This is a genomic window from Halodesulfovibrio sp. (assembly GCF_025210605.1).
GTDB lineage: Bacteria > Desulfobacterota > Desulfovibrionia > Desulfovibrionales > Desulfovibrionaceae > Halodesulfovibrio.
Genome location: NZ_JAOARI010000013.1, coordinates 62984 through 89388, shown reverse-complemented (window position 1 = coordinate 89388; position 26405 = coordinate 62984). Strand labels below are relative to the sequence as shown.

Annotated in this window: 20 protein-coding genes; 16 read left to right on the top strand and 4 right to left on the bottom strand. The window is 46.1% G+C overall.

Going from position 1 to position 26405, the window contains the following annotated elements:
* The first annotated feature begins 79 nt into the window (after positions 1-79).
* From N4A56_RS04450 to moaA, 16 genes are all read left to right on the top strand, one after another.
* Complete coding sequence (locus N4A56_RS04450) at positions 80-1285, top strand: glycosyltransferase (RefSeq protein ID WP_293670422.1); 1206 nt, start codon at positions 80-82, stop codon at positions 1283-1285.
* Positions 1278-2642 carry a glycosyltransferase gene (locus N4A56_RS04445; RefSeq protein WP_295545317.1) on the top strand — a complete coding sequence of 455 codons (1365 nt, stop codon included), beginning with the start codon at positions 1278-1280 and terminating at the stop codon, positions 2640-2642. The genes N4A56_RS04450 and N4A56_RS04445 overlap by 8 nt, the downstream gene beginning before the upstream one ends.
* On the top strand, positions 2639-3763 hold the full coding sequence (locus N4A56_RS04440; RefSeq protein WP_295545314.1) for a glycosyltransferase family 4 protein: 1125 nt from the start codon (positions 2639-2641) through the stop codon (positions 3761-3763). Before N4A56_RS04445 ends, N4A56_RS04440 begins: the two co-directional genes overlap by 4 nt.
* Positions 3764-3788: 25 nt before the next feature.
* On the top strand, positions 3789-4406 hold the full coding sequence (locus N4A56_RS04435; protein WP_295545312.1) for a histidine phosphatase family protein: 618 nt from the start codon (positions 3789-3791) through the stop codon (positions 4404-4406).
* Entirely contained in the window at positions 4406-5599 is a 1194-nt protein-coding gene (locus N4A56_RS04430) for a glycosyltransferase (protein ID WP_295545310.1), read from the top strand. The genes N4A56_RS04435 and N4A56_RS04430 overlap by 1 nt, the downstream gene beginning before the upstream one ends.
* Before the next feature lie 105 nt (positions 5600-5704).
* On the top strand, positions 5705-6508 hold the full coding sequence (locus N4A56_RS04425; protein ID WP_295545308.1) for a polysaccharide deacetylase: 804 nt from the start codon (positions 5705-5707) through the stop codon (positions 6506-6508).
* Between the two features lie 136 nt (positions 6509-6644).
* Positions 6645-7337: an FtsX-like permease family protein gene (locus N4A56_RS04420; RefSeq protein ID WP_293670410.1), complete on the top strand. Its 693-nt coding sequence runs from the start codon at positions 6645-6647 to the stop codon at positions 7335-7337.
* 9 nt (positions 7338-7346) lie between these two features.
* Positions 7347-8255 carry a class I SAM-dependent methyltransferase gene (locus N4A56_RS04415; RefSeq protein WP_295545307.1) on the top strand — a complete coding sequence of 303 codons (909 nt, stop codon included), beginning with the start codon at positions 7347-7349 and terminating at the stop codon, positions 8253-8255.
* Entirely contained in the window at positions 8237-8980 is a 744-nt protein-coding gene (locus tag N4A56_RS04410; RefSeq protein ID WP_293670406.1) for an ABC transporter ATP-binding protein, read from the top strand. The genes N4A56_RS04415 and N4A56_RS04410 overlap by 19 nt, the downstream gene beginning before the upstream one ends.
* Complete coding sequence (locus N4A56_RS04405; RefSeq protein WP_295545295.1) at positions 8977-13953, top strand: FtsX-like permease family protein; 4977 nt, start codon at positions 8977-8979, stop codon at positions 13951-13953. Before N4A56_RS04410 ends, N4A56_RS04405 begins: the two co-directional genes overlap by 4 nt.
* Entirely contained in the window at positions 13950-15926 is a 1977-nt protein-coding gene (locus N4A56_RS04400) for a DUF6785 family protein (protein ID WP_295545293.1), read from the top strand. Before N4A56_RS04405 ends, N4A56_RS04400 begins: the two co-directional genes overlap by 4 nt.
* 3 nt (positions 15927-15929) lie before the next feature.
* On the top strand, positions 15930-17885 hold the full coding sequence (locus tag N4A56_RS04395) for a peptide transporter (protein ID WP_295545291.1): 1956 nt from the start codon (positions 15930-15932) through the stop codon (positions 17883-17885).
* 440 nt (positions 17886-18325) lie between these two features.
* Positions 18326-19207, top strand: coding sequence for a formate dehydrogenase accessory protein FdhE (locus tag N4A56_RS04390; RefSeq protein ID WP_295545289.1), 882 nt, complete (start codon positions 18326-18328; stop codon positions 19205-19207).
* Positions 19207-19926 (top strand): formate dehydrogenase accessory sulfurtransferase FdhD, encoded by a 720-nt coding sequence (locus N4A56_RS04385; protein WP_295545288.1) that lies wholly within the window; start codon positions 19207-19209, stop codon positions 19924-19926. Before N4A56_RS04390 ends, N4A56_RS04385 begins: the two co-directional genes overlap by 1 nt.
* A complete protein-coding gene (locus tag N4A56_RS04380; RefSeq protein WP_295545286.1) occupies positions 19926-20540 on the top strand; it encodes a molybdenum cofactor guanylyltransferase in 615 nt (204 codons plus the stop codon). The genes N4A56_RS04385 and N4A56_RS04380 overlap by 1 nt, the downstream gene beginning before the upstream one ends.
* Positions 20537-21571, top strand: a complete 1035-nt coding sequence (gene moaA / locus N4A56_RS04375) for a GTP 3',8-cyclase MoaA (protein WP_293670392.1) — start codon at positions 20537-20539, stop codon at positions 21569-21571. Before N4A56_RS04380 ends, moaA begins: the two co-directional genes overlap by 4 nt.
* 111 nt (positions 21572-21682) lie before the next feature.
* Here moaA and N4A56_RS04370 read toward each other — a convergent pair whose 3' ends face one another.
* The 4 genes from N4A56_RS04370 to N4A56_RS04355 form a co-directional block, all read right to left on the bottom strand.
* Entirely contained in the window at positions 21683-22159 is a 477-nt protein-coding gene (locus N4A56_RS04370; protein ID WP_293670390.1) for a glycine zipper 2TM domain-containing protein, read from the bottom strand.
* A 142-nt stretch (positions 22160-22301) separates the two neighbouring features.
* The gene (locus tag N4A56_RS04365; RefSeq protein WP_293670388.1) at positions 22302-23000 is read right to left on the bottom strand and encodes a response regulator; all 699 of its coding nucleotides are present in this window, start codon (positions 22998-23000) and stop codon (positions 22302-22304) included.
* A gap of 17 nt (positions 23001-23017) precedes the next feature.
* Positions 23018-25015: an ATP-binding protein gene (locus N4A56_RS04360; protein WP_293670387.1), complete on the bottom strand. Its 1998-nt coding sequence runs from the start codon at positions 25013-25015 to the stop codon at positions 23018-23020.
* Positions 25012-26262 carry an ABC transporter substrate-binding protein gene (locus N4A56_RS04355; protein WP_293670385.1) on the bottom strand — a complete coding sequence of 417 codons (1251 nt, stop codon included), beginning with the start codon at positions 26260-26262 and terminating at the stop codon, positions 25012-25014. Before N4A56_RS04355 ends, N4A56_RS04360 begins: the two co-directional genes overlap by 4 nt.
* Positions 26263-26405 lie beyond the last annotated feature (143 nt).

Genomic DNA, 26405 nt, shown 5'->3' with positions numbered 1-26405 from the left:
TATTTTTCATCGGAATGATTCACAGAATTACATACTTGCGTACTTCTGCGAACTTCTTACCAAGGTGTAGTAATTACTCATGAGTTCTACTTATAATATCCTCATGTACTCCCACGATACGTACGGGCTTGGGCACATTCGAAGAACAATGGCTATTGCGCGAAACCTGAGTGCTCCGGGAGTTACTATTCTTATTCTTACTGGCTCTCCTATTGCCGGTCGATTCCCCATTCCTTACGGAGTCGACTTTGTGCGCATCCCCGGTATGATTAAGCAAAGCAACACAGTATATGTCCCCCACTCCATCAAAGTTGATCCGCAAAAAGCACTTGAAATACGACAAGAGATCATCACCGCAACGGCAAAATCATTCGACCCAGATCTGTTTATTGTGGACAAAGTACCAGTCGGACTCAAAGGGGAAGTGCTGCCCGTTCTGCAATGGTTCAAAACATCACGCCCTAATACTAAAGTAGTATTAGGACTACGTGATATTCTGGACGACTCTGCCTCAACTCGCGCAGAGTGGAACGACAAAAATTACTTTAATGTCTTAAACGACCTCTATTCTGAAATATGGATTTACGGTCAAGAAAATTTCTACAACCCCATTGTTGAATACGGGCTTCCGTCATCTATCAGTAACAAGTGTGTCTTCACAGGATACATTCCACGCCAGACACCCAAAAAAGAGGTCACTCTCAAACAGCTGATAAATGGAAATGGCAACGGCAGCAGCGATTCAAGCAAACTCATTGTAGTAACCGCAGGTGGCGGTGGCGACGGCTACCACATGCTCGACACCTACCTTTCTATGGTTGAAGAAACACCCGACATTGCCTTTAAAACCTACATGGTCTCGGGGCCTTTTGTTCCGCATGAGCTACAAGATGCTCTGGCAAAACGAGCTAAAAAAGCGGGAGTTATCTTTGCTACTTTCCACAAGCGGCTGGAAAAAATTATGGCAGCAGCAGATCTGGTTGTAAGCATGGGCGGCTATAATACTATCTGCGAAATACTTTCCCTGAAAAAACCCTCTCTTATTATCCCACGAGAAAGCCCACGGCTTGAGCAATTAATACGTGCCCGGGTTCTACAATCTGCAAAGCTGGCAGACTACATTAAATGGGATTGCCTCACCGCTTCTTCACTGCGTGAAAAAATTCTCTCCATGCTGAATGACTCCACAGAGTATGAACAAAGCATAAACGCATTCTCTATGACCGGACTTGATGTCATCCGCTCCAGATTATCCGCTTTCAAAGGAGATTCCATCGATGCATAGTACTCCCACTCTTGGTGTTATTCTCAAAGGATATCCTCGAATCTCTGAAACCTTCATTTCCAATGAAATAAAGTTATTGGAAGAGCAAGGTTTCACCATTCATATATTCTCCATGAGAAAGCCCCGCGAAAATTTTTCGCATAAGTCCGTAAAAAGTATCAACGCCAAGGTTACCTACCTGCCTGAACATCTGTCACTAGGATTCCCACGCCTGTTGTGGAACACAATCCTTTGTGCCCTGTTACATACATCAACCTTCCACAAGACGTTCAAGCTATTTCTTTCCCGATTTGCCGGAACAGAAAAAATACACACATGGATTAAACATTTTATGCAGGCATGCGTGGTAGCGAACAAAGTAGCTCCGTACAATATCACACACATTCACAGCCACTTTGTGCATACCCCTACATCGGTAGCCATGTATGCCGCAAAGCTTGCTGATATCCCTTTTAGTTTTACAGCACATGCTAAAGATATTTACACTCAGCAGCCCCGCCGTGTTGCAGAAAAAATGCGGCATGCCCTCTTTGCAGTCACCTGCACAAAATACAACAAACTTACGCTAGAAACCATCGCCCGATCATATCCGGCACCAGACGCCCCACCACTCTATGCTTTGCCTCCATTAACTGACGGTTCCCCCGTACGCTCACCGCAACCGGGGTATTGTCCGGTTCATACCGTATATCACGGTATCGACTTATCCCTTTTTTCCACGCAGCAAAACGGTGTCACTACGCATACACCGTATTCTATTCTCACCGTAGCACGGTTGGTAGAAAAAAAAGGGCTGATTACCATCCTTGATTCCCTACGCCTGCTTTTTTTACGTAATATTTCTTTTCAATATACGCTCATCGGAGAAGGTCCTCTCATGAGTACTCTCAAACAAAAAGTGTATGAATACGGACTAAGCGATTTTGTGAACTTTACCGGCACACTGCCACATGAAGAAGTTTTACGGCATTACCGCAAGGCAGATGTATTTCTTTTAGGCTGCAAGCTAGCAAAAAACGGGGACAGGGACGGAATCCCGAATGTGCTGGCGGAGGCAATGGCAATGGGAGTTCCGGTTGTCGCAACCAAAGTCTCAGGCATACCAGAGCTTGTTGAAGATCAAGTTTCCGGATTACTTGCACCGTGTGAACAACCTGAAGCACTTGCAGATGCCACAGAAGTACTCCTTACAAACAACGCCTTGCGACAAAGTGTTATCTCCAGTGCTGAACGCAAGGTGCATCAAGTATTCAACAACAGACAGCTTATTCTTCAGCTTGCAGATATTTTTGAACAAAATGGCGTCATACGCGAACAAGTCGAAACCGTATCTGAGCTGGAATGGTCATCTTCATGAAGATTGCGTTCTGTACCCCATTTAAGCCGCTGACACACCCTCGGATATCGGGGGATGTGACCATTGCGAAAGACCTCGCATACTTTTTTCAGGAACAAGGGCACGATGTGTGGAACGTACCGCACATCTCCACCCGCAACATCTGGAAAAAGCCTTATACGTGGGGACAGGCATATACAACCATGCAACAGGTTGAAACAGCACTGTTAAGCGCCGAAAAACCCGACATCTGGTTTACCTATCATTCATACTACAAGGCGCCGGATATTTTAGGGACACTGGCTGCCCGCCGAAATATCCCGTACATAATTTTTGCCCCTTCCCATGCCCCCAAACGCAAAAAGCCATGGAGCACCAAAGCGGGATATTATCTCAATAAAGATGCACTCCGAAACGCAACGCATATTTTTGCGAACAAACATCGGGACATTGAATGTTTAGAACAGGTTGTACCGCCTGCAAACATCACATTTATCCCTCCTGGAATTCGCACAGCAGCATTTGTACGGGATGAGTCTGAACGCACAAGAAACCGCACAAAGTGGAAAGCAAACAATGCCGTTGTAGTTCTTACTGTTGCCATGCTCAGAAAAGGCACAAAAGCTGAAGGAGTCGAACATGTCATCCGCTCCTGCCATGCTCTGGTGACCGAGGGGCACAACATCTCTCTCGTCATTGCCGGAGATGGTGAAATGCGCGCTCAGCTTGAATCACTTGCACAAAATTTATTACCGGAAAAACATCATTTTCTTGGCGTCGTTCCAACACAACAGCTCCCTCAATTGTACTCCAGCTGCGATATTTTCGCATTTCCCGGCATCAATGAGGGACTTGGTATGGTATACTTGGAAGCGCAGAGTTGTGGTTTGCCCGTCGTAGCATGGGATCATGACGGAGCACCGCAAGTTGTGAATGACAACGTAACGGGAATAATCACTCCGTCATATGACATGGAAGCATTTACGCAGGCTATCGGCAAACTGGCAGCATCTCCTGCTCTGCGTGCAAACATGGGAATAGCGGCAGCAACACATGCAGCCATCAATCATAATATTCAACACAACTATGCTGCGTTAGAAGCAAAGCTACGTGCCATAGTTAAAGAGCAAGCAGACTCGTAAAGCTCTCCTCACATAGGAGGTAGTTATGAAAGAAACATATATAGGTCTTCTGCGCCACGCGCCAACAGGGTGGAACAACGCAAAACGAATTCAAGGTCAGTTTGACATTCCGCTGCTGCATGAAAGCTACGATGTCATCAACGACTGGCTTCCTGTCATCAAGCAGTACCCGTGGTCACGTATTGTCACCAGCGACTTGTCTCGTGCTTACCTTACCGCATTGGCTCTAAATCAACATTTGGATATTCCGATTGAAATTGATTCGCGCTTACGGGAACAGGACTGGGGCATCTGGACGGGAGACTCCATTCAGCGCCTACGGAAAGTTGTTCCGGGAGAAGTAGCACGACAAGAGGCAGCAGGTTGGGATTTTACTCCACCTCGTGGTGAAAGCAGAACCGAAGTTCTCACTCGAACACTACAAGCGCTCCACGAAGCAACACAGCAATGGGCAGGTGAAAATATTCTCGTAGTGACACATCAGGGGAATATTATGACTATTGCAAACCATCTCATGGATAAAAAGTTTCTTCCTGAAGAAGGTAAGCTTGTTGAAAAACATGCCCTGCATCGCTTAATTGCAGACAGCCAGTACACCGAAGCTCCACACTACTCTTTTATCGCCATGAACGAGGCGCTCTAATGCGTATTGTACACTACTGCCAGCATGTTCTTGGCATGGGACACTTTTTCCGTAGTTTGGAGATAGATAAGGCTCTCGCTGAACACGAAGTCACACTTATCACCGGCGGTTCTCCACTCTCAATCACGTATCCACCGCATCTTCAAGTCATTGAACTGCCGTCACTCTCAATGGATGAAAATTTTGGCGCATTTGTACACACAGAAGAAGACGGCACTAAACGAGTGTTACGTGAGCAAGAACTGGACAGTATTAAAGCGCAACGAACAACAATTCTGACTGAAACACTTCTTGCACTGCAACCGGACATTTTTCTCGTAGAACTCTTTCCTTTCGGGCGTAAGCAATTCAGCTTTGAACTTATGCCTGTTCTCCAGCTAGCAACACAAAACGCATTTCCGTACATGTACACGGTATGCAGTGTTCGTGACATTCTTGTTGAAAAAAAACATCAAGAAAAGTTTGAAGAACGCGTTGTTTCTACACTTAACACTTACTTTGATGCAGTCCTTGTACATACTGACCCGCAAGTTATTACGCTGGACAAAACATTTACTCGAATCGACGATATAACTATCCCCATATATAATACAGGGTACATTACCCCACTCCCCGCTAAGGTGCGACCTGATATTGTGCGTAAATCACACTCCATACCTGATACTATTCCGTTCATTCTCGGCAGCATCGGTAGCGGTTCTGTTCATCCAGAACTCATGCAGCACCTTGCAGAAGCCTCCATTTTACTCAACGAAAGTACCCCACACTCGCTGCTCATATCCACTGGTCCTTTCATGCCGCAAGAGTATCAGCAACAAATCCGTGCTCTTTGTGCAGCTTATCCACACATCACAGTTACAGATTTCATTGCAGACTTTATCGATCAATTAAGCGCAGCAGATTTATCGGTGAGTATGGCAGGATACAACACGACAATGAATCTTCTCGCAGTGAATACATTCGGGTTAGTGTATCCATTCGATCAAAATCGTGAGCAACGCATGCGCTCTTCCAGTCTGGAAAAATTAGGAGCGCTTTCAATCCTCGAACAAAAAGATCTGGAACCGCAAAACCTGTGCTCTTTGCTTGCAAAATATCTTACAAAACCAAATAGGAAGCCACAGCACTCTATTAATCTTCATGGTGCAACAGAATCCGCACGCCTTCTGGAACGGCTGGTCACAACTGGATAGAGGCACAGCACAACAATCTAGAAAGACATTCTTTGAGCATAGATAGCCTTGCACACATCTCCACAATAGCCTCCTGTGGAGTTACAAACAAAAAGGAGCGAACATATGGCTGACCAACGACCTTATATTTCTGCGTTATGGCATGCTGTTCCTTCTGATATCAAAACTCAGCTTGCTCAAACCATTCTTGCAGGAATCGAAGAGCATAGAGCGAATGGTTGCCCCGTAAGTGCCTCCCCCACCATATTTTTCCGTGCAGATGACATTGCAATCCCTTCTGACCGCTGTAAAACCATGTTGCGAATTTTTGCACAGACTGACACCCCTCTTGGTCTTGCAGCTGTTCCTGCATGGAGTACTGCGGAGCATATTGAAACATTACTTTCCGTCGCACCTGAAAAAAACGCGTTGTGGTGCTGGCACCAACACGGATGGGCGCACGAAAACAATGCTAAACAAGGACGCAAATGTGAATTTGGCGATGACAGATCCACCCCCCAATGCGCTAAAGACCTACAACAGGGATACGATACGCTGCAATCACTGCTCGGAAATTCATTTTGTCCGATTTTCACGCCACCGTGGAACCGCATTTCTAATACCAACATCCAACTTCTTAAGGATACAGGCTTTAAAGCCATTTCCCGTGCGGCATCCGCACCACATCAAAATATCCTACCCGATATCCCTATCAATGTTGATTTGCATACCCGTAGCGAACTCACAGCAGCCAAAGGGTGGAGCGGGTTGCTGGCAGAATTACGCGCAGGAATCGCTTCCGGCAGATGCGGCATAATGCTGCACCACGACAGAATGAACAAAGCCGCAGAAGACTTTTTGCAACAACTCCTGATAATCTTACAAAGCTACCCCGTTCAACCTGTTCCCATAAATTACTATATGCTATGATGACGGTTACTCATGATTCTGCTCGTCCATTCCCAGCTATTTGATTGCATGCGGAACATGCAACCATTCTCCACCGCATGTATTCGCAAACGTCAGTTCCATACTGCGGCGACGAGCAACAACCGTAGGAATAGCTATGTCGGAACACATCTCCAAAACCGGATTTTTTACCAAAGAGGCAAGTCAGCACATCGGGTTTCCTTGGAGTAAATCCTTTGATTTTGCCGTACAAAATCTGCGTAATAGATTCACACGCTCACTTATTACAATGAGCAGCCTTATTCTTGCGGTTGCCTTTCTTGCCTTTATTCTTGTTAACCTGAACATCGCTACAGGGCTTATTCAGTTTGGCGGTTCTAAATTTGCTCCGCTTCTCACTGAAATGGGATTTGATGTTGATACATCCCTCGGCACTGTTTCAACGGGTCCTAAAGAACGCTGGATTGTTATCCTTTCTCTACTTGTGTGCACTGTCGGCATCATCAATGCACAACTCATGTCTGTAACTGAACGATTTCGCATCATCGGAATATTCAAATGTCTCGGTGCGCTAGACTCCATCATTTTACGCCTGTTTCTCATCGAAGCTGCCATTATCGGCATCATCGGTGCTGCCATCGGTTCCGGAGCAGGAATCGTGTTTGCGTTTTTAAACGGACTCGTAAACTTCGGAGTTGCCTCATTAATTCTTGTCTCACTAGCTGACGTTTTTATTTCATTTCTTACAGCCACGGCAGTGGGCTTTTCTTTAAGTATTCTTGGAGTACTCTATCCTGCGATTATTGCAGCTCGAATGGAACCTGTAAAAGCGCTCAATGCACAACATTAGGGAGTAGCAATGTCCAACACTCTGACTCAGCCTAAGCGCCGCCGGATGCTCACCGCTCTTTGGTATTTACTCCGTAAGCCCCATAAAGCGCTCAAATCTATCTACCGCGACAGACATGATGCACTATGGTGGCAAAAATACGTTACAGAACAATACGATATGGAACGGGGTCTGCCTCAGGTAGATCTGCTCGATCTTATCCCTGAATTTGAAGAAACTATTTCCCCCTATGCCATGCTGGAAGCCGCCGCAACGCCCATGGATATTGCGTTGTTGAAGGGGTTGGCACGTTCTTACGAAGCATGCGATTACTTGGAAATTGGCAGGTGGCGCGGCGAATCCATCACCAATGTCGCACCGCTCACAAATACCTGCTTATCACTCAGCCTTTCTCCAGCCCAACAATCACAGGCAGGGTTCAGCAACTCTATGATCCGGCAGGACGGATTTTTTATTACGCCTGAACAATACCCGAATATTATGTGCATCAATTGCGATACACTTAGCTTCGACTTTTCACGCCTGAACGCAAAATTCGATCTCATTTTTATTGATGGCGACCATCATGCCGCAGCCGTTGCCAGTGACACCCGTAATATTTTCTCTCTGTTGAAAAATGATAACTCCATGATCGTATGGCACGATTACGCTGACTCACCGGAAAAAATTCGCTGGGCGGTTCTGGCAGGAATTCTGGACGGGCTTCCACCAGAGGAGCACCAAAACCTGTACCATGCATCAAACACGCTTTGTGCCATCTATACACGTAAAAAACTGGCAGCGACCTATCAGGAATTTGCCATAACTCCAGATAAATTTTTCGAAGTAACCATCCGCGCCCACAAGCTGGCAACTCCAGCTAAAGGGCATACCCGACCGCAGAGTCAGGGAGAGGCTAGATGGAAGAAAAGCAAGTAATTGTCCGCGTTGAAGGCGTAAAAAAGACCTTTAAGATGGGGAAACAGCATGTACACGCGTTGCGCGGTGTAGATCTGGAAATTTTCGCAGGGGAATACCTCTCAATTATGGGAGCATCCGGTAGCGGAAAAACGACGCTTTTCAATATGATCGGTGGATTGGATAAACCGACAGAAGGCAAGGTATTCATTGATGAGGTGGATATTTCTCAACTGGATGCCTATGAACTGGCATGGCTGCGTAACCGTAAAATCGGCTACATATTCCAGACCTTCAACATTATCCCCACTCTCACAGCGCTGGAAAACGTCACCCTGCCCATGACATTCGCGGGTATGCATAGTGATGCTTCTACAGAAAAAGGACTGCAACTGCTTGACCTTGTAGGACTAGGCTCCCGCCATCAGCACAAGCCGTTGGAATTATCCGGCGGTCAGCAGCAACGGGTAGCAATTGCACGTTCTTTTGCCAACGACCCCGCAATTATTCTTGCTGACGAACCTACGGGCAACCTCGACCAAAGAACAGGTGAAGAAGCCATTGAATTATTACGCTCTCTTTGCAGGGAACGCGGCGTAACCATTATTACAGCGACACACGACTACAAGATGATTAATGTTTCCGACCGTGTAGTCTGGGTTAAAGACGGACGGGTTGATAAAGAAGAGTACCGCGACGAACTGAATATTTCTCTTGGAACCATTGGAGAAAAGGAGCGCGAATGAACTCCATCGTTGCCAAAACAGCAGATACGTACGCCCGCGTAGTATGCATAGCACTGTTCGTCATTGTATGGCTTGTACTTTGTGCTCTTCCGTCATGCGCTTTTGCTGAAGAAAAAACAGAAAGTGCCAGTAAATTTAACAAAACAATCTACGCTCTTTCCTTATTACAAGACAGGTACACCGGTTCGGAAGGAGCGAAAGAAGCTGCCAGATTTATTCATGAGCACTTCAAAACAGATTTTGCTAAGCAAAAAAATGTACTCACAGGCATCCAGTCTTTTTTACTTCCAGTTACTGAATTTAAAAAGGGAATGCTCAAACATTCCGGCACGGCAATTGCGCGATCAATTTCCCTGCCTCCGTTACGATTAAACGCTGTAACGCCGCCAACCACGACAGCCGAAGGCATCACCGGACACAGCATCTATGTCAAAAGCGGCGAACTTGCGGAGTTTAACGGTAAAGATGTGCAGGGCGCTGTGGTTTTAATGGACTTAGCATCCGGTAAAAACTGGATTAACGCCGCTCAACTAGGCGCGTCCGCCGTTATCTATGTTGATTCTGAACAGACCAGTCCACCCACAAAAGCACTTTTCATAGATAAGTTTGAACTCACACCAATCAATTTCCCGCGGTTCTGGATTTCACATCAGCAAGCAACAGAAATTTTTGGTAACCTTGAAACGCTCTATCAACAAAAAACATCGAAAGATACAGCGTCGATGGTTACTGTGTCTGCAAACGTTCGTTGGGTTCAAGCAGAAGGGGAAAACGTATGGGCTTTTATTCCCGGCACAGGGGATGATGCAGACACCGCTTTTATGCTTGTAGAAGCATTTTACGACACAGAAGCTTATGTTCCAGAACACGCCCCCGGTGCAGATGAATCCACATCCATTGCAACGTTGCTTTCCATTGCAAAGCGGTTGGCAAAAAATCCACCGAAAGAATCCGTACTGCTTCTTGCCACTTCAGGGCATACCCAGACAAACGCAGGCATACGTTCTTTCGCCAAAGTTCTCACCCAATCTCTCGAAGACATACAAGAACAGTCCGAAGAACTGGCAAAAAAAGCTTCGGACGCACGGGAAACTATAGCCATACTGCTCAATCCCGACTTACTTTCGACACCGGAATCTTTAAATTCCTATTCAAGTGAGCAGCGGGAGTTACTCCGTACCGCATTAGAATCTGTGTCCAAAACTCAGGTCGATATGCTCACCCGCGAAGTTGTCCGGCTGCGCCTTGCTGCAACAGGCAGTAAAGAAGACAGCCAGCGCATAAAAGATATCGCCGCAAAACGCCTTGCGTTCCGAAATCTTGTGTGGATCAGTTCACGGCAACAAGCACAACGCCCTATCCCGCCAGAAGAACTAACTCTACTTCGTGGTCTTGTTTCTCTGGCACTTGCAGAGCAGCAGGAAAAGTTTGCAGATCTTGTTATCCGACTGCGCAGCGCCGAAAGTAAGCATCTCTTAAAAGAAGCGATCAACGGGCGCACCATGCAGGCAGGCTTCGGATTATACTTATCCACGCATGGTACAGGTGTTGGCGGTTTCACTCGCGGGTATATGTATGAATTAAAATCCAGCATCAACCGTACATCGTTCTTCGAACCATTAGTTGAGGTCGTTACGGAAAGTGCCATGGCACTGCCAAACGCCAGCGAACTTTGGCAAGATTCGTTGCACCCTACCCCTACCACCCCGTGGCAAAGCTATCTTCCTGATCGCCCTAAATTCAGCAGTGAAACATTGGCTATTGCAGGATTCCCGATGATTACTATCGCCTCATTACATGACTTCCGTCCGTTATGGGGCACACCATATGATGTTCTGAAATCAACAGATCGGGCATATGCACTTGAACAAAATGAATTTACAACATCACTTATTACAAACATAGCAGCGGGTTCGTTACCCATTATCAAACGTGGTAGAGACGGCTTTGCAACCCTTGGCGGCAGTGTAAACCTGCAACGACAAGGCGAACCATTTCCCGATAAGCCCGCAGTGGGCACACTTGTGCTTACGTATCAAGGTCCATCACGATTTTATGCTCTGGTAAACACAGATGGAGAGTTTGAATTACCGGGACTTGCAACTTCACAGCAAACTGTCCACAAAGCAGTTATTGAAGCATTTAAAATTAATCCAGATACCGGCTTAGCGGTATGGGCTGTGGATAAACCCAGCACAGGCAAAAGTAATTACCGTGTAAAAATGCGCCGTAATGAAATGGGGACACAGCTCACCATGTTTGACTGCGCACAGTCCACACTCTTCAACCTGCTGGATGCCCGCACGCTAGCATATTTGTATCGGACTGAAATTATCGATGCCCGTACAGAAACAAGCCCGCTGCGTTACTGGTACTCTCGCTTGGATACCCGCAGTTCGACGCTTGGAACATTTTTCCTTGAACCGGATGTACCATTTAAACTGACCCTTTCTGACACAGTTCTTGGCAAAAAAGTTCTTCTTCTGAACAACACGCCAAAGAATCCACTTGGCAAAGGATACCTTATTAGCAAGTGGCCTACTATTCCATTCACTGAATACCGTGCTGCAAAAGACATGTGGACGCTGCTCATTCCCCGCATTCAAAATCTGGAAGAGAAGGGAATTCAAAACGAGCGGATATCCACACTGTACGAGCAGGCGAAGCAATTACTGGCGCAAGCTGATGAATACTATGAAGCAAAAGACTGGGTCGGATTACTAAACACGTCTCGTGCATCGTTAGCGACGGCTTCTCTCGTGTATAACGATATTGAAGGAACCCAGCGGGATGTTCTCTCCGGTGTGCTCTTTTATGTTGCCTTGTTTGTGCCGTTTGCCTATTGCCTCGAACGCCTGCTTTTCGGCTTCGCATCTATTTATAAGCGCATACTCGCCTTCCTCGCCTTACTCTGCACAACTATCTTTATCGTCTACTTTGTTCATCCGGCATTCCAGCTTACGTACAGTCCGTTAATTGTAATTCTAGCATTTTTCATTATCGGGCTATCGTTCCTTGTGTCGTTACTCATCTTCTTCAGGTTCGAGCGAGAAGTAAAAAACTTTCAGGAACAAGCCCATAACATACAAGTATCCGAAGCAAACAAAGGTGCTGCATTTGCCGCCGCTATGGCTATCGGTGTCAGTAACCTGCGCCGCAGACCGTTGCGTACAGCGTTAACTATTATCACGCTGACAATCCTGACATTCACCATCATGAACTTCACCTCTACCAAAAGTGTGCGTACCGCAGGCTGGGTAGAATTTAGCAACTCCACACCCTATTACGGGCTGCTCCTCAAAAATCCGAACTGGCGTGACATGCCGGTTGAAGCCTTACAAATCACCAATGACTTATTCGGCAGGCAAGGCATTATCGCCCCGCGTGTCTGGTTTGAAATAGAAGACAAAACACGCGCACCGTTCCTCCCTATGGAATACAAGGGTGAAGAATCGTCAGCGCGGGCACTCATAGGACTTTCACCGGATGAAACCGAAGTCAGCACGCTGAGCCAGCACCTTGTTTCCGGTTCATGGTTTACGGATGACGACCAGCACGCGATCATTTTGCCGGAAGGAATAGCCGCACAACTCGGTATTTCCAACATTGGAGCTATACCACCACAGATCACATTCTGGGGTATTCCATACACAGTACGCGGCATCATAAAAGATAAAGCGCTTGCAGAAAGCAGTGACCTTGACGGTGAACCTATTACACCGATCATCTATCCTAATATTGCTGCTTCTGATTTAAGCGAAACCGAAGCTGAAGCTCTGAGCCGCGGGGAAGACCTGCTACGCTATGAAAGCCGCTATGAACATATCAGCGGTGCTCGCACGGTCATTATTCCTGCGCGTACGTTGCTCTCCGAAGGCGGAGCGCTAAAAGCCGTTGCCATTAAAACAGGAAACAATCAGCCGGATGATGTTAACCACGGCGTCCTTGATCTCGGCTATCGTTTCGGCATGCTTATATTCAGCGGAACAAGTACAGGAACCTACCTGTACTACGCTTCCAACTTTATCAGCTACAGCGGACTCTCAACTATTCTTATACCTATCGGCATCGCCGTACTGATTGTGCTGAACACCATGATCGGCTCTGTGTATGAACGCCGCAGCGAAATTGGGGTATACACATCTGTCGGGCTTGCTCCGTCGCATGTTGCATTCCTGTTTGTTGCAGAATCATTAGCCTTTGCCGTCATCAGCGCAGTCTTCGGCTACCTCATTGCTCAGACGGTTTCGGGCTTTATGTCCGGCACAGAGCTATGGGCGGGTATGACAGCAAACTACTCATCCACTGCCGGTGTCATGGCAATGCTGCTTATCATCGTTGTCGTCCTCATTTCTTCAATCTATCCGTCCCGCGTTGCATCAGAAATCGCCATTCCCGATGTTACACGCGCATGGAAACTACCGGAGCCGGAAGGGGATGTTATGCGCATCGAGCTGCCGTTCCTTGTGCGCAGTTCAGAGCAGGCTTTTGCTGGAGGATTCCTTTTTGAATACTACAGTGGGCATGCAGATATCTCGCACGGAGATTTTTCTACCGAGGACATAAAATGTTCCTTCCTCCCACCGGATGACCTTGTAAAAAAAGGGCTTATCCCAGAAGCAGTGCAACAGGATATGGCTGGCGATGCCTGCTTGAATTTTGACTTTAAAACATGGCTTGCCCCGTTTGACTTTGGTGTGCGGCAGAACGTTCAGTTGATTATGTGCCCTTCTGAATCTCACCACGGTTTCAAAGAGATTCATGTGGTTCTTACCCGCGAGGCTGGCGAAAAACGGGTTTGGCAAAATTTGAATAAATCATTCCTGCATGGGCTGCGCAAACAACTTCTTGTATGGCGGTCAATAGATAAAGACGCACGACGAAGCTATGAAGAAGAATTACAAACAGCTCTAGCTGAAAAAGGAAAAGATATACCGTCCACTGCTATGGATAAAATAGGAGGCAGCGCATGAATCCGTTACGGCTCCCCGCTCTAGCTCTTGCCATTCTACTTGGTATACTCATGTGTGCTGCTGGTCCGTTTAATACGGCATGGCTTGGAGGAACTCCGCTTGGTGGCGGGCACTTCCCCCTCGCACCATTCTTTATTTCATTCTTTCTTTTTGTGGGAACAGCAATGCTCGCCGCTGTCACCAAAACCAAACCACTTATTAACGGCACAGAGCAGCTCATCATATGGCTTTTTATGGTTATCGGTGTCGGCATCGGGTACTCAGGACTTGCCGAGTCTTTCTTTCTCAACATCACTGCTCCAGCATACTACGCAACAGGAGGGTACACATGGGTAACCACGCTTGCACCATATCTTCCTGATTCTTGGTACATGAATGACCCCACCGTGATAAAACCACTTTATGAAGGTGTTTCCGGTGGACGGGACATGAATTTCTTACAGATATTCGCAGCCATTCCATGGTCAGCATGGATAGGCATCCTCCTCCTGTGGGGATTCTTCATCATGGTTGCTTATCTCACGATGCTCTGCCTTGTTAACCTCTTTGGTAGACAGTGGATTGAAAACGAACGTGTAAATTTTCCACTGCTCCGCGTACCGCAATTTCTGAGCGAAGCTTTGGATGCAGGGAAAATGGGAACATTCCTTTCCAACAAATTTCTGCTCTGGGGGATTGGCATTCCGGTATTTATTCACCTGATTAACGGGTTAAGCTATCACTACCCGTCTATACCGCAACTTCCTTTACTTGTTCTTGCTGGACAATATTTTCCTAAATATGGACTTTTTTCCGGTTTCAACAAACTGCAATTGTACCTTGTCCCAGCCTATGTCGGCTTTGCCTTTCTTGCCACTCGGCAAATTGCCTTCAGCTTTTGGTTTTTCTACATTTTCGGTGCGCTGCTCATGGGTATTTTGTATGTTATGGGCTTTAATATTCCTCAGTCCGCTATGGGAATTAACTTTGGTCCCAACCTTGCGCGTCCGGCAGAAGCAACCGTTATCGGCTCAACCTTTGTTTTCTTTCTGTTCATTCTATGGCTTGCGCGCGAACACCTCGTCAGCGTCTTTAAGTCCGGTTTGCAAGATACTAAAGTCCATCATGGTGAAATTATTCCTGCGGCATGGTCAATGTGGGGAGCTATCGCCGGTATACTTATCATGATGATCTGGTGCTACTGGTTTGGTATGTCGATTGGTGGTGCTGTAGTCATGCCTCTTGTTTTCTTCATGATTATGCTGGTCGTCTCCCGTGTCATCACACAAGGTGGACTTCCACAATTCATGCTGACGGCTGCGCCATCAGACGGCGCTGCCGGTGTTCTTGGAACTCGCATCCTTGGGACAGCCGGTATTGCCATTACGGCAGTCATACAAAAAATGATGTTTCTTGATGTGCAGGAATCTCTCATGCCGAACCTCGTTCACGGCAACAAAATTTCTGAACATACCCAAAGCAAACGACGCTTCTTCATAGCGCTGACAATTCTTCTAGCATTATGTGTTTGCACAGCATTCTGCTCAATGCTGGTACTTGGCTACAAAACTGGACTTCGTGACTTACAGCTTGAAGTTGAAACACAATCCGTACTTTCAATTTACGAAAACGCAGGCAGACTTATTGATGCACCACTCAGCGCGAATTCATGGATCAGCGGCTTTGCACTGCTTGGTGCTATCTTCATGTGTATCTTGGTATTTTGTTTCTATAAATTCCCGTGGTGGCCACTACATCCGCTCGGTTTTCTTGCAGCATATAGCAAAAGTATGCGTATCCTATGGGTTTGCTTCTTCCTCGGCTGGCTTTGCAACTATCTTGTTCTCCACTACGGCGGAACCTCTCTATACAGAAAAGTACAGATGCTCTTTGTAGGGTTGATTATCGGTGACATGCTTATGGGAGGCGTGTGGGCTATTGTGAGCCTGTTCTCAGGGATTGTGTATCCGGTATTTCCGGAACTGGGAGGGTAGACCATGTATCAGGATAAAGAATTACAAGAATATCGTGATCTACTACAACCGCCGGATCAATTTGACCAAGGGTTTGATTGGAAAACCATCATTGGCGCAATATTCATCGGCTTTTTAATGATGCCGGGGAGCATGTACCTTCAGCTTGTTATCGGTCAGGGAATCGGTCCCGCTGCACGTTGGGTGACGATTATTCTTTTTGCTGAAGTTGCAAAGCGTTCATATACCGAACTGAAACAACAGGAAGTTTTTCTTCTTTTCTACATGGCTGGTGCTGCGCTCGCATCGCCATTTTCCGGCTTACTATGGAACCAGTATCTTGTGCAGTCTGATGCTGCGAAGATGCTGGGTTTGACTGAATTTATTCCCACGTGGATTGCACCACAACCCGGCTCCGAGGCGCTTGCAGAACGTACTTTTTTCCACAATGACTGGCTCATACCGATTCTGCTATTAGTGGGAGCGCAGATTGTACAACGCATTGACCATTTTGGGTTAGGCTATGCTTTGTATCGTCTGACATCCGATGTGGAAAAACTGCCGTTCCCTATGGCGCCTGTTGGTGCTCTGGGCACAATGGCACTTGCGGAATCCACTGAAGATCGTAAATCCGGCTGGAAATGGCGTATCTTTTCAGTGGGTGGCGTCATCGGACTTATCTTTGGGTTCTTCTATATTCTACTCCCTGCGCTTTCGGGATTGCTTTTTGAAGAACCGATACGGCTCATCCCTATTCCGTGGATTGAGTTAACCCGTCATACAGAGTCAGTTTTACCGGCAGTTGCCACTGGATTACAATTTGACCTCACTCTGGTCTTTGTCGGTATGGTACTACCTTTTTGGGCTGTTATCGGCGGACTAATCGGACTGATAGTAACAATCGCTGCCAACCCAGTGCTCTTTGACATGGGGATTTTGCACCGCTGGAAACCGGGGATGGAAACTGTTGAAACAGTTTTTGCCAACAACTTTGATTTTTATATGTCGTTTGGTATCGGGCTTGGGCTTGCCATTGCCATTATCGGTGTATGGCAGGTTATCCGTTCGTTTAGAACACAAAGCGGCACACTGGATTTTTCCAAGCTTCTTAACCCACCTCCGGGGCGCGGTGACATTAACTTCTGGCTGTCTATCGGCATCTACTTTTTCTCAACTATCGCCTACATACTGATCTGCCGTTGGTTGGTTCCAAGCTTTCCGTGGGTATTTTTCCTGTTGTATGGATTTATCTACACGCCGATTGCATCATACATCAGCGCCCGAATGGAAGGCATTGTAGGACAATTTGTCTCCTTACCATTTGTGCGAGAAGCAAGTTTTATAGCAGGTGCCAAGTACTTTGGGTACAGCGGAATTGAGATATGGTATGCCCCTATCCCGCTTCATAACTACGGTGAAGCAACAGTGCAATTCCGTGAAATTGAACTGACCGGAACCAATTTACGCGGTATTATCAAAGCAGAATTTGTCGTCTTTCCAATTGTAATTATTGCGTCGTTGCTTTTTTCCCAATTCCTTTGGAAACTTGCCCCGATACCTTCCGCAAGCTATCCGTATGCGCAGAAAATATGGCATTTACAAGCACTTAACTCACTGCTGATGCAATCCTCGACTCTCGAAGGCAACTCGTTATTCTATCAAGCACTCAATGTTGTGTATGTCGGATCAGGAATCGGGTTGGGGCTGATACTATACGGCTTCCTTTCTATTTTCGGACTACCGATCATGCTAATTTACGGCGTGGTTCGCGGATTAGGGCAATCAACACCGCATGGGGTCATATTGGAAGTTATCGGCGCACTATTGGGGAGGTACTTCTTCCTCAAAAAATACGGCAAGGAGTGGCGGCACTATGCGCCGGTATTGCTAGCTGGTTTTTCTTGCGGCATGGGATTAACAGGCATGCTTGCCATGGGCTGCACTCTCATTCTTAAATCTCTTAGCCAACTTGCATATTAAAACAAAAAAGGCACCGGAAACCATATTCGAAATTTCCGGTGCCTTATTCTATTCTCTTCCATCGTTGACAGACCGTATCCACACCTTACAATACAATTGTACAGTCAACGCCCTTCCCTGTTCACCTCGCATGCCTTGTGCTTCCTTCACAGAACGGCATTCATCCTGTAAATACATTTGCTCTATCAATGCCTAGACTGGCTGCGCAGTTTTCTTCTTTTACCTGTGCATGCTGTTACATATTTTTCAACATCAACAAGCAAAGTTCATTCTGGTTATTTTTAGTTTGTTTTAGTTACGCAACATCGTGTTATGCTTTTCTACAAAAAGCCGCGTTGTGTAACACTATGAGCAGGAAATAAAAGCGTTGTCCTCTTTCGTAGTCACGATACAGTACGTGCTCCTGAATGTTCAGATATAAATCTTCCTGAGGAGATAGCATGGAATTCAATTTGGAATTAGAAACTAAGAGACTTGAACGTAAGCTTACACATATCGCTGAAAAAGGTTTTTTACCTCAAGAACTCTTACAAATCGTAAGCAACACAGCTGTGCTTCAACTTGCTAGCCGCGCCAATGTTACTGTGCAACCATTGCAACCGCAGGTTACATCAGGCATGCATATTCAAGGTGCTCCTCTTGTTAACAGAGCTGCATTTGCATACGATCCTAAAGAAACTGCTATTCTTTTTGGAAAAATGCTGGCTATGCTGGATAAAGCAGAAGAGCCGCTCGCCTCTTCCGCAACAAAAATCCGCAAAGCAATTGAAGATAAAGAATTAAGCATTCAGGAAGCATGCGACGCCTTTATTTCTGACGACAATATGTTCTTTGCTGACTGGGCAGCCCGTATCCCTGAGTCTCCAAGCCTTGTACGCTTCCTTGCTCAGGGTAGTGTTACTCCTTCTCTTCAGGCACAAACAGAGCTGTTGAAAGAACACAGAAGTGATGAAGAACCTTGGCCATACGGACATTGTCCACATTGTGGTTCACAACCGCTGATTGCTTCGTTAAAAGAAAAAGAAGGACTTAAATATCTTACATGTTCTTTCTGTCGTCTTGAATACCGCGCAAAACGCTTACAATGCGCTTTTTGCGGGGAAGAAGACCACAATAAACTTGAATACTTTAAAGCTGATGGCGAAGCAGGATACGAAGTTCACGTTTGTAAAACGTGCAGCTGCTATATCAAAATCAGCGATTTCCGCGAATTTGATCGGGTAAGCATCCCTGTCCTTGATGATCTGGAATCTCTGACGCTTGACATTCTTGCACGAAAACAAGGATACGCTCGCCCTACACTCTCAGCTTGGGGGTTTTAATGCCAAAAAACGAATCTTGTTCTAACTGCGAACCCAAACCGATTACTGTAACCCAGTACAAAGACGGTCAATGGGCTGTTCACCCTGACATAGTGAGCATTGAAATACCTGTAACATTCCATTTTAACGGCACTTCGCACACATTGTGGGCATGGCCGGAATATCTTGAAGACCTTGTTGCCGGTCACGCTCTGCTTGATCTTGGCGGTGGCAGTGCCAAAACGACTGTCGAAAAAATTGGCGAGTACGAATACAACGTAACACTCTGTGATGCCATAGAAAACGAACTTGATCCGGGTAAATTACATGGTGCTGAAATGCTCGGCGCAATGGCAAAATTTATCGACGAAGAAGGTCAATGGCATGGCACCGGATGTTTTCACCGCGCAGGCGCATATGATGCTAAAACGCATACTATGCTGCATCGCACCGAAGATATCGGGCGTCATAACTGCATTGACCGCCTTGCCGGATGGGCAAGCCGAACCGAAACACCGCTTTCCGGTCTGGTACTCATGGTCTCAGCACGAGTAACCGCAAGCTTATGCGCTAAAGCCATCCGTGCCGGATATAAATTCATTATCAGCCGCTCTGCGGTAACCAGTGCTTCTATTGCGATGGCGCAGGAACACGACATTACACTCATTGGCTTTGCCCGCGATCAGGAAAAACGATTCACGGTCTTCCATGATCTGCAAACACCTAGGGTACTGACATAATGTACAAAGACGATTCTGAAAGACTCACCGGAATCGTCCTTGCCGGAGGGCTGAGTTCCCGTATGGGTCACGACAAGACCCGCCTTCATGTGCACGGAGATTCCGAACCGGATTTGCTTGTATACACATGCAAGCTGCTTGAGTCGGTATGCTCGGAGGTATGGATTTCCAGCAGAGATGTTAAACCCCATGCTGACGGCTATCTCTGGGTCAAAGATGAAGTTGAAGGCACAGGTCCCATTGGAGGCATTATGACCTCTTTGCGTGCAGCACAGGGACCTGTGCTTGTATTGTCCTGCGATTTACCGTTCATGGACACACCCCTGCTCCAAAAACTCATCGACTTCTGGAAAGCACGCCCTGAGGGAACATTACAGACAACATTTTTGCAAAAGGAAACAGGCTTCATCGAAGCTCTGGTTTCCATCTATGAGTTCGAGGCACTGCCCCTTTTTGAACGGGCTGTCGATCTTGGAATATACAAACTGAGCCGTGTTATCCCCGAAGAACACCAGCACCGTTTGTCGTATTCTCAACAGGAATCGCTACCGTTCTTTAACGTAAACTATCCCGCAGACCTTGAAATGGCCCGCCGGATCATAGCTGCAATATGACACATACATCTATCCATACACAAAACAGCTCATCCGTTACGCTTACTGACAACCACGGAAGAACTGTCGATTATCTCCGCGTTTCAATTACAGACCGTTGTAACCTGCGCTGCATGTACTGCTGGTCAGCTGACGGTATGCAGTTCATCCCGCATAGCAACATTATCACATACGAAGAAATTGCCCGACTCATCGATATTTCTGTCGCAATGGGTGTGCGCAAAGTCCGCCTTACTGGCGGTGAACCTTTTGCCAGACGCAATTTTCTTGATCTTGTGGAGATGTTGCTCACAAAACATCCCGATCTTGACGTACGCCTTACCACCAACGCAACACTGATGAACGGCAAAGCAAAAGCACTTGCCGAGCTTGGTGTGCGCTATGTAAACATTTCTTTAGATACATTTAATCGTTTGAAATTTCAGAGAATAACTGGTCGCGACATGCTCCGCAATGTGACACGGGCTATTGATGACTGTCTGGAGCATGGGCTGGGGGTAAAAATTAACACCGTAGCGCTCAAAGGCATTAACGACGATGAGCTTCCGGTCTTTATTAATTTTGCAAAAAATAACCCTGTAGATGTGCGCTTTATTGAATTTATGCCGATGGGAAGTTCCAGCGCATGGAGTGAAAGCAACTTCTGGTCTGCTGATGAAATTCTGAGTGATGCAAAAAAACTCGCTGTTCTCACAAAACTTGAAAAGAAAGAACGCCGCTCCGGTCCGGCAAAACTTTTTGGTATTGAAGGCGGCAAAGGGCGTCTTGGTCTCATTACCCCTATGTCCAACCACTTCTGTGCATCGTGTAACAGGCTTCGCATTACCGCAAACGGACAACTTCGCACCTGTCTTTTCTCTGACAACGAAATCGATTTGCGCACCATGCTTCGCAACCCTTCAATAACTGACACTGATATTGCCAATGTCATTCATGAATCCAACATCAGTAAACCGCTTGGAATTGAATTGCTTAATGCAAAACGACAAAATGAAGTGGCAGAAACCCGCATGAACGCTATCGGCGGATAAATTCCTCGATAAGCATCATCACGATGATGCTACATCACATTACGTCATCAACAAAAAAACGGATAGATGCAAATCACATCTATCCGTTTTCATTCTAGCTATACGTTTCGCCTAGTACGGAAGCACTCTAGATTTTCCGTTTGGCGATGTAATAACACGAACACGTTGTCCGTAGCTGAAATTAGACCCTTCTGCCGCTTGTACAATTGATACAGAGCGTCCGGAATCCAATCTCACTGTAATCTGGATACCATCTGTTTTCTGGAACTCGTCTTCAGCCAGAGCACCGGCAGTAGCGCCAACTATTGCGCCACCGACTGCCCCTAAGACCCGACCGGAACCACCACCGATTGTACTGCCGACAAGCCCACCGGCAAGTCCGCCACCGACGAGTCCTACACCTGTATTATCGTCTTTAATTGTAACTGCATTCATTCGAGTGATTGTTCCATAGCTGATGCTGTCAGCTTGCATTGCTTGATCGCCGGAATAAACATTCGGGTTATATCTGTTTGTGCAGCCCGCAAGAACCGTCAGTGCAATCAAGACCAGAACCAGTTGATACCGTTTTAGTGTTGACCAGGTCATGTCTCACCTCCTGATGATTAGGTACCTTGTAAAAAAATACAAAAAAGTCACCTTACAGGACACGATTTTTTTGTGAAAGTCTGTCAATTCAAGTATCTAAAACGCATCACATGTCCTAACCATCAAGTATCGTGAGCAATCTCTATAACTCTGCATCCTGTATATTATCTACAAAGGTTGCAAATCTTGTTACACCCATTATTTGAAAAACATTACGAAAATTCTCCGACAAACCGGAGATAATAACTTTACCGCCATCGTTGTAGAACGAACGGATAGAATCTGTCAGCAGTGCAATGGCAGCACCGTTGATTGAAGTATTTTCAGCAAAATCCAACACAATTCTTCTGGCTTTGCCCGCACCTTTAAAAACATGCTTTATCTCAGCTTCATCAGCTGTGCCAAGAGTACCGCAAACAGTTATTACCATTGTGTCGCTAGTAAAATCTGTTGAAAGCGATGCAAACTTTTCTGTGCTCAACTTAATACGTTCTTCCACACGCGCTAACGCCTGCTCAAGCACATCTATCCGAAGCGGTTTATTAATAAAATCAGTTGCATCAAGATTCAGCGCTTTGATTGCAACATCCATATCACCGTGACCGGTAATGACGACTACCTCGACGTTCGGCTCTTCTTCTTTGAGGCGACCAAGAACTTCGATACCGTCCATCCCCGGCATCTTAATATCAGTTAACACCAGTGGAGGACGGTGTTCTGCAAAAACTTCAAGCCCCAGCTCACCAGAGTTTGCCAGAAGGACTTCGTGTCCTAACGTACTTAATAACAATTCAAACATTGTTAATGTAGGTTGCTCGTCATCAATAACTAAAATCTTCATTAAATTATGTACCTTTTTTAATTGGCTACTTGAGCCACCTCTTGACGCGGGAAGCGAACTGTAAAGCACGTGCCGTTACCTACTGTACTTTGAATACTCAGTTCCCCATCATATTCACGTACAATGCCGTAAGAAATGGCAAGTCCAAGCCCCATTCCCTGCCCTGTAGCTTTTGTTGTAAAGAATGGTTCAAAAACCTTCTGTGCTACATGGTCAGGAATACCGGTTCCGTTATCTTCTACGGAAACAGATACTCCTTCAGCGTCATATTCAGTCCGAATCAGGATGCGGCCTCTCACACCCGCTCCCTCTTCATTTCTTTCTACAATTGCGTCACGTGCATTAATAACCAGATTCAGTAGCACCTGCTGTAATTTGTTGTGCTGTGCAGTGATATACGGCAGTACCGGATCAAGTTCTGTAACAATATGAACATCTTCAATCAGGAACTGCCTGCTCAACAACGAAACAACAGCTCCCACAGGTTCATTCAAATTCACATCTTCAAGCAATAAATCTGCCTTACGACCGAACGACCTGAGTGTATTGATAATGTCAGACGCTCTGTCCACTTGTGTGCTGATTTCTGTAACAACCTGTGCATACTGTTCTTTAGGTATATCGATACCCTGTTCATGCACCATCGTTAAAAAGTCACTGCCCATGCGAATAGCATTCAACGGCTGGTTAAGCTCATGGGCAACACCTGTAGACATTTCACCAAGAGATTTCATTTTAGATGCCTGAATAAGCTGGGCATCCTTTTCAACAAGATCAGTAACATCCGTTGTCGATACGATAATGGCAGGACGTGTACGGTAACTGATAAAGCACGCTGTCACGTTAACATACATAGGTATGTTGCCTTTACGTAAATGCACGACACGCGCAGACCGCATAGCCTCAGCACACAGTTCGTCGTTACTGAAATATTCGAAACATTCTTTGGCATGCTCTTGACCGAAACTCGTATACCGCATGCCTACCAATTCATCGCGAGTATACCCGTAGACTTCTTCTGTTCGCGGGTTTGCATCCACAAGCTTCTGTGTAAGCACATCCACAACAAAAATAGGATCAGGTCCACTGCGGAAGAGAGACCGGTACGTGCTTTCAGATTCCTGAAGTCTTCGACGATACAAACGAATCGACCACACCATATTCCGAAACGAAGTTGTAAGCTGCTGTACTTCGTCACCGTCACCCGGTTCATTGTAAAATGCACATTTCTTACATCTATGTGGTCTGGCTCCAGTATTATTCGCCCCTGTCCGCTGTTCATCAAAATGCCAGCACGGCAAATCTGTATCATGGAAGGCAGGACACCCCGCCTGTTCATCCGTATAAATAAGGTCAGAAGAGGTAAAACTCCCCCGCGACAGATCATCTGAAATCTGTGTCAACGTCATAACAGGGTCCGCAATATATTTTGCCATCCTATGGCTGACCCAGAATGTGATGATAATTACCGCCGAGATAAAGCCCAGAAACATTGCGCGCAACTTACCCACAAGATTATCTATGTGCGCTTTAGATAATCCCACATGCACTGTTCCTATCTGATAAATACCCTCTTTAATGGGTACTGCAATATCATATGCTTCATGCCCACCAAATGGCACAACCTGCACACTCTTCTCTACCTTTTCGGTAACCGGATTAACGCCCTTTAATCTTTTTGGAAAAGGCGTAGTAAAGGTATGGCTAAGAATTTTGCCGCTCTTTCCTTCAACATATATGTATGCAACAAGATTTCTGCGTTCATGTAGTTGTTTTTCATCGAAAAGAACATTCAACAGATGCGCAGTATCATTCTCTAGAATATACTCAGTACCGCGAGTTGCCACACTATGGGCTATCGCAGTACCACGCATTTCCAGCTCTTGCGTCAAACCGGAAATAAGAATCCAGCGCGCAAGCAACGCAATAGTACCGCTGATAAGCAAAATAACTATCAGAATCGAAAAGAAGAACTTATTCTTCAAACTTAACTGTGCAAATTTTGAGCGAATCATTGGGTAACCTGCTCCTCAAATTTAACCGCAGCACTCCGTTTTAAGTGCAGGTATGTGTCGTCAATCAATTTAAATTCGCCATCTTCCAACACGGTATAATATACCATCTCTAAACCCTGATGATCTTCCGGTGTAAAAGCCACAGATGCTTTTCCCCCAAGTGGAAATTTCCCCATTGACTCCAGAGCTTTCATAAAACTTTCGCGGGTCAAATTTCTTCCAGCTCTGCGCAACCCTTCCACCATAACCCTCGCATTCACATATCCTTCAAGCCCGACTGCATTCGGCACGTCATCTGGATACAATTCTTTCAAATGCCGCACATACTCCTCTGCTATTCCCATCAACTCATGTACCTGAGGGGAGAATGGTGGAGGAACAACTTGCGAGACAAGCACGTCTCCCTTTATGTCGTCAGGTAGAAGTCTGGCAAGCTCTTCTGCACCGACAAAAGACAAATTAAAAAAAGCGGCATCCAACCCGAGGGCATCCGCTTTAGTAATAAATTCTGCGCAAGGCTCGTATGTACCTACAAGAACAACAGCATCAGGCTGTGCCGTAACAATTTTATGCAGAGCCTCATCAATATCTACAGCCCCCCGAACATATGAGCCACGCGCCACAGGCGCAAGCCCTACTTCACGTAAAGCAAGTTCTGTTCCCATAAGCCCGTCAAATCCATAGGCATCATACTGATAAAAAACAGCAATACGTTTGCATTGCATTTGTGAAACAAGCAATTCCACAGCCGCTTTTGTTTCCTGATAGTATGAAGCTCGTATATTAAATACATAGGGATTAAACGGTACACGTAACGCATTGGCACCAGAAAAAGCACCGACGAGAGGTATTTTTGCTTCTTCAATAAGTGGCAGTACGCGTACGGTGGTGGGAGTTCCGACAAATCCGAAAAGAGAGAAGATATTACCGCTGCTCACAAGGCGGTGCGTGTTTGCTAAACATCTGGTGGGGTCATAGCCGTCATCCATAGCCTGCAAAGTTATGAGCCTTCCGTGCACGCCGCCAAGAGCATTTACATTGCGTAAATAACTTTGCGCACCACGCAGGGTCTGTGTCCCCAGATAACTTGCGTGTCCTTCCAAAGCGAGTGAGGAACCAATAGTAATTTCTGTAGAAGAAACACCGGGAACCCGCACATACTGCGCTGGCTTTTCTAATTTTGTTTCACAACCCAGCAACGCAATACAGAACACAGCCCAAGTCGCAAACTTGAATGCTAGCCGCATACACTCTCCCTTGAAAAACAGAAAAAACAAAGGGACACTTCTTATATGACGTATACTTTCAAATACGTAATCGCAAGTTTTTTGTAAGTAAGTACCAGCTCTTGCAGAAGAATAACGTTTCAAAACACAGTATATAACAAAAT

What these genes read in the sequence shown, in the direction of transcription:
- N4A56_RS04450 (WP_293670422.1), top strand. Translation starts at nt 80, where the DNA reads ATGAGTTCTACTTATAATATCCTCATGTACTCCCACGATACGTACGGG.
- N4A56_RS04445 (WP_295545317.1), top strand. Translation starts at nt 1,278, where the DNA reads ATGCATAGTACTCCCACTCTTGGTGTTATTCTCAAAGGATATCCTCGA.
- N4A56_RS04440 (WP_295545314.1), top strand. Translation starts at nt 2,639, where the DNA reads ATGAAGATTGCGTTCTGTACCCCATTTAAGCCGCTGACACACCCTCGG.
- N4A56_RS04435 (WP_295545312.1), top strand. Translation starts at nt 3,789, where the DNA reads ATGAAAGAAACATATATAGGTCTTCTGCGCCACGCGCCAACAGGGTGG.
- N4A56_RS04430 (WP_295545310.1), top strand. Translation starts at nt 4,406, where the DNA reads ATGCGTATTGTACACTACTGCCAGCATGTTCTTGGCATGGGACACTTT.
- N4A56_RS04425 (WP_295545308.1), top strand. Translation starts at nt 5,705, where the DNA reads ATGGCTGACCAACGACCTTATATTTCTGCGTTATGGCATGCTGTTCCT.
- N4A56_RS04420 (WP_293670410.1), top strand. Translation starts at nt 6,645, where the DNA reads ATGTCGGAACACATCTCCAAAACCGGATTTTTTACCAAAGAGGCAAGT.
- N4A56_RS04415 (WP_295545307.1), top strand. Translation starts at nt 7,347, where the DNA reads ATGTCCAACACTCTGACTCAGCCTAAGCGCCGCCGGATGCTCACCGCT.
- N4A56_RS04410 (WP_293670406.1), top strand. Translation starts at nt 8,237, where the DNA reads ATGGAAGAAAAGCAAGTAATTGTCCGCGTTGAAGGCGTAAAAAAGACC.
- N4A56_RS04405 (WP_295545295.1), top strand. Translation starts at nt 8,977, where the DNA reads ATGAACTCCATCGTTGCCAAAACAGCAGATACGTACGCCCGCGTAGTA.
- N4A56_RS04400 (WP_295545293.1), top strand. Translation starts at nt 13,950, where the DNA reads ATGAATCCGTTACGGCTCCCCGCTCTAGCTCTTGCCATTCTACTTGGT.
- N4A56_RS04395 (WP_295545291.1), top strand. Translation starts at nt 15,930, where the DNA reads ATGTATCAGGATAAAGAATTACAAGAATATCGTGATCTACTACAACCG.
- N4A56_RS04390 (WP_295545289.1), top strand. Translation starts at nt 18,326, where the DNA reads ATGGAATTCAATTTGGAATTAGAAACTAAGAGACTTGAACGTAAGCTT.
- N4A56_RS04385 (WP_295545288.1), top strand. Translation starts at nt 19,207, where the DNA reads ATGCCAAAAAACGAATCTTGTTCTAACTGCGAACCCAAACCGATTACT.
- N4A56_RS04380 (WP_295545286.1), top strand. Translation starts at nt 19,926, where the DNA reads ATGTACAAAGACGATTCTGAAAGACTCACCGGAATCGTCCTTGCCGGA.
- moaA (WP_293670392.1), top strand. Translation starts at nt 20,537, where the DNA reads ATGACACATACATCTATCCATACACAAAACAGCTCATCCGTTACGCTT.
- N4A56_RS04370 (WP_293670390.1), bottom strand. Translation starts at nt 22,159, where the DNA reads ATGACCTGGTCAACACTAAAACGGTATCAACTGGTTCTGGTCTTGATT.
- N4A56_RS04365 (WP_293670388.1), bottom strand. Translation starts at nt 23,000, where the DNA reads ATGAAGATTTTAGTTATTGATGACGAGCAACCTACATTAACAATGTTT.
- N4A56_RS04360 (WP_293670387.1), bottom strand. Translation starts at nt 25,015, where the DNA reads ATGATTCGCTCAAAATTTGCACAGTTAAGTTTGAAGAATAAGTTCTTC.
- N4A56_RS04355 (WP_293670385.1), bottom strand. Translation starts at nt 26,262, where the DNA reads ATGCGGCTAGCATTCAAGTTTGCGACTTGGGCTGTGTTCTGTATTGCG.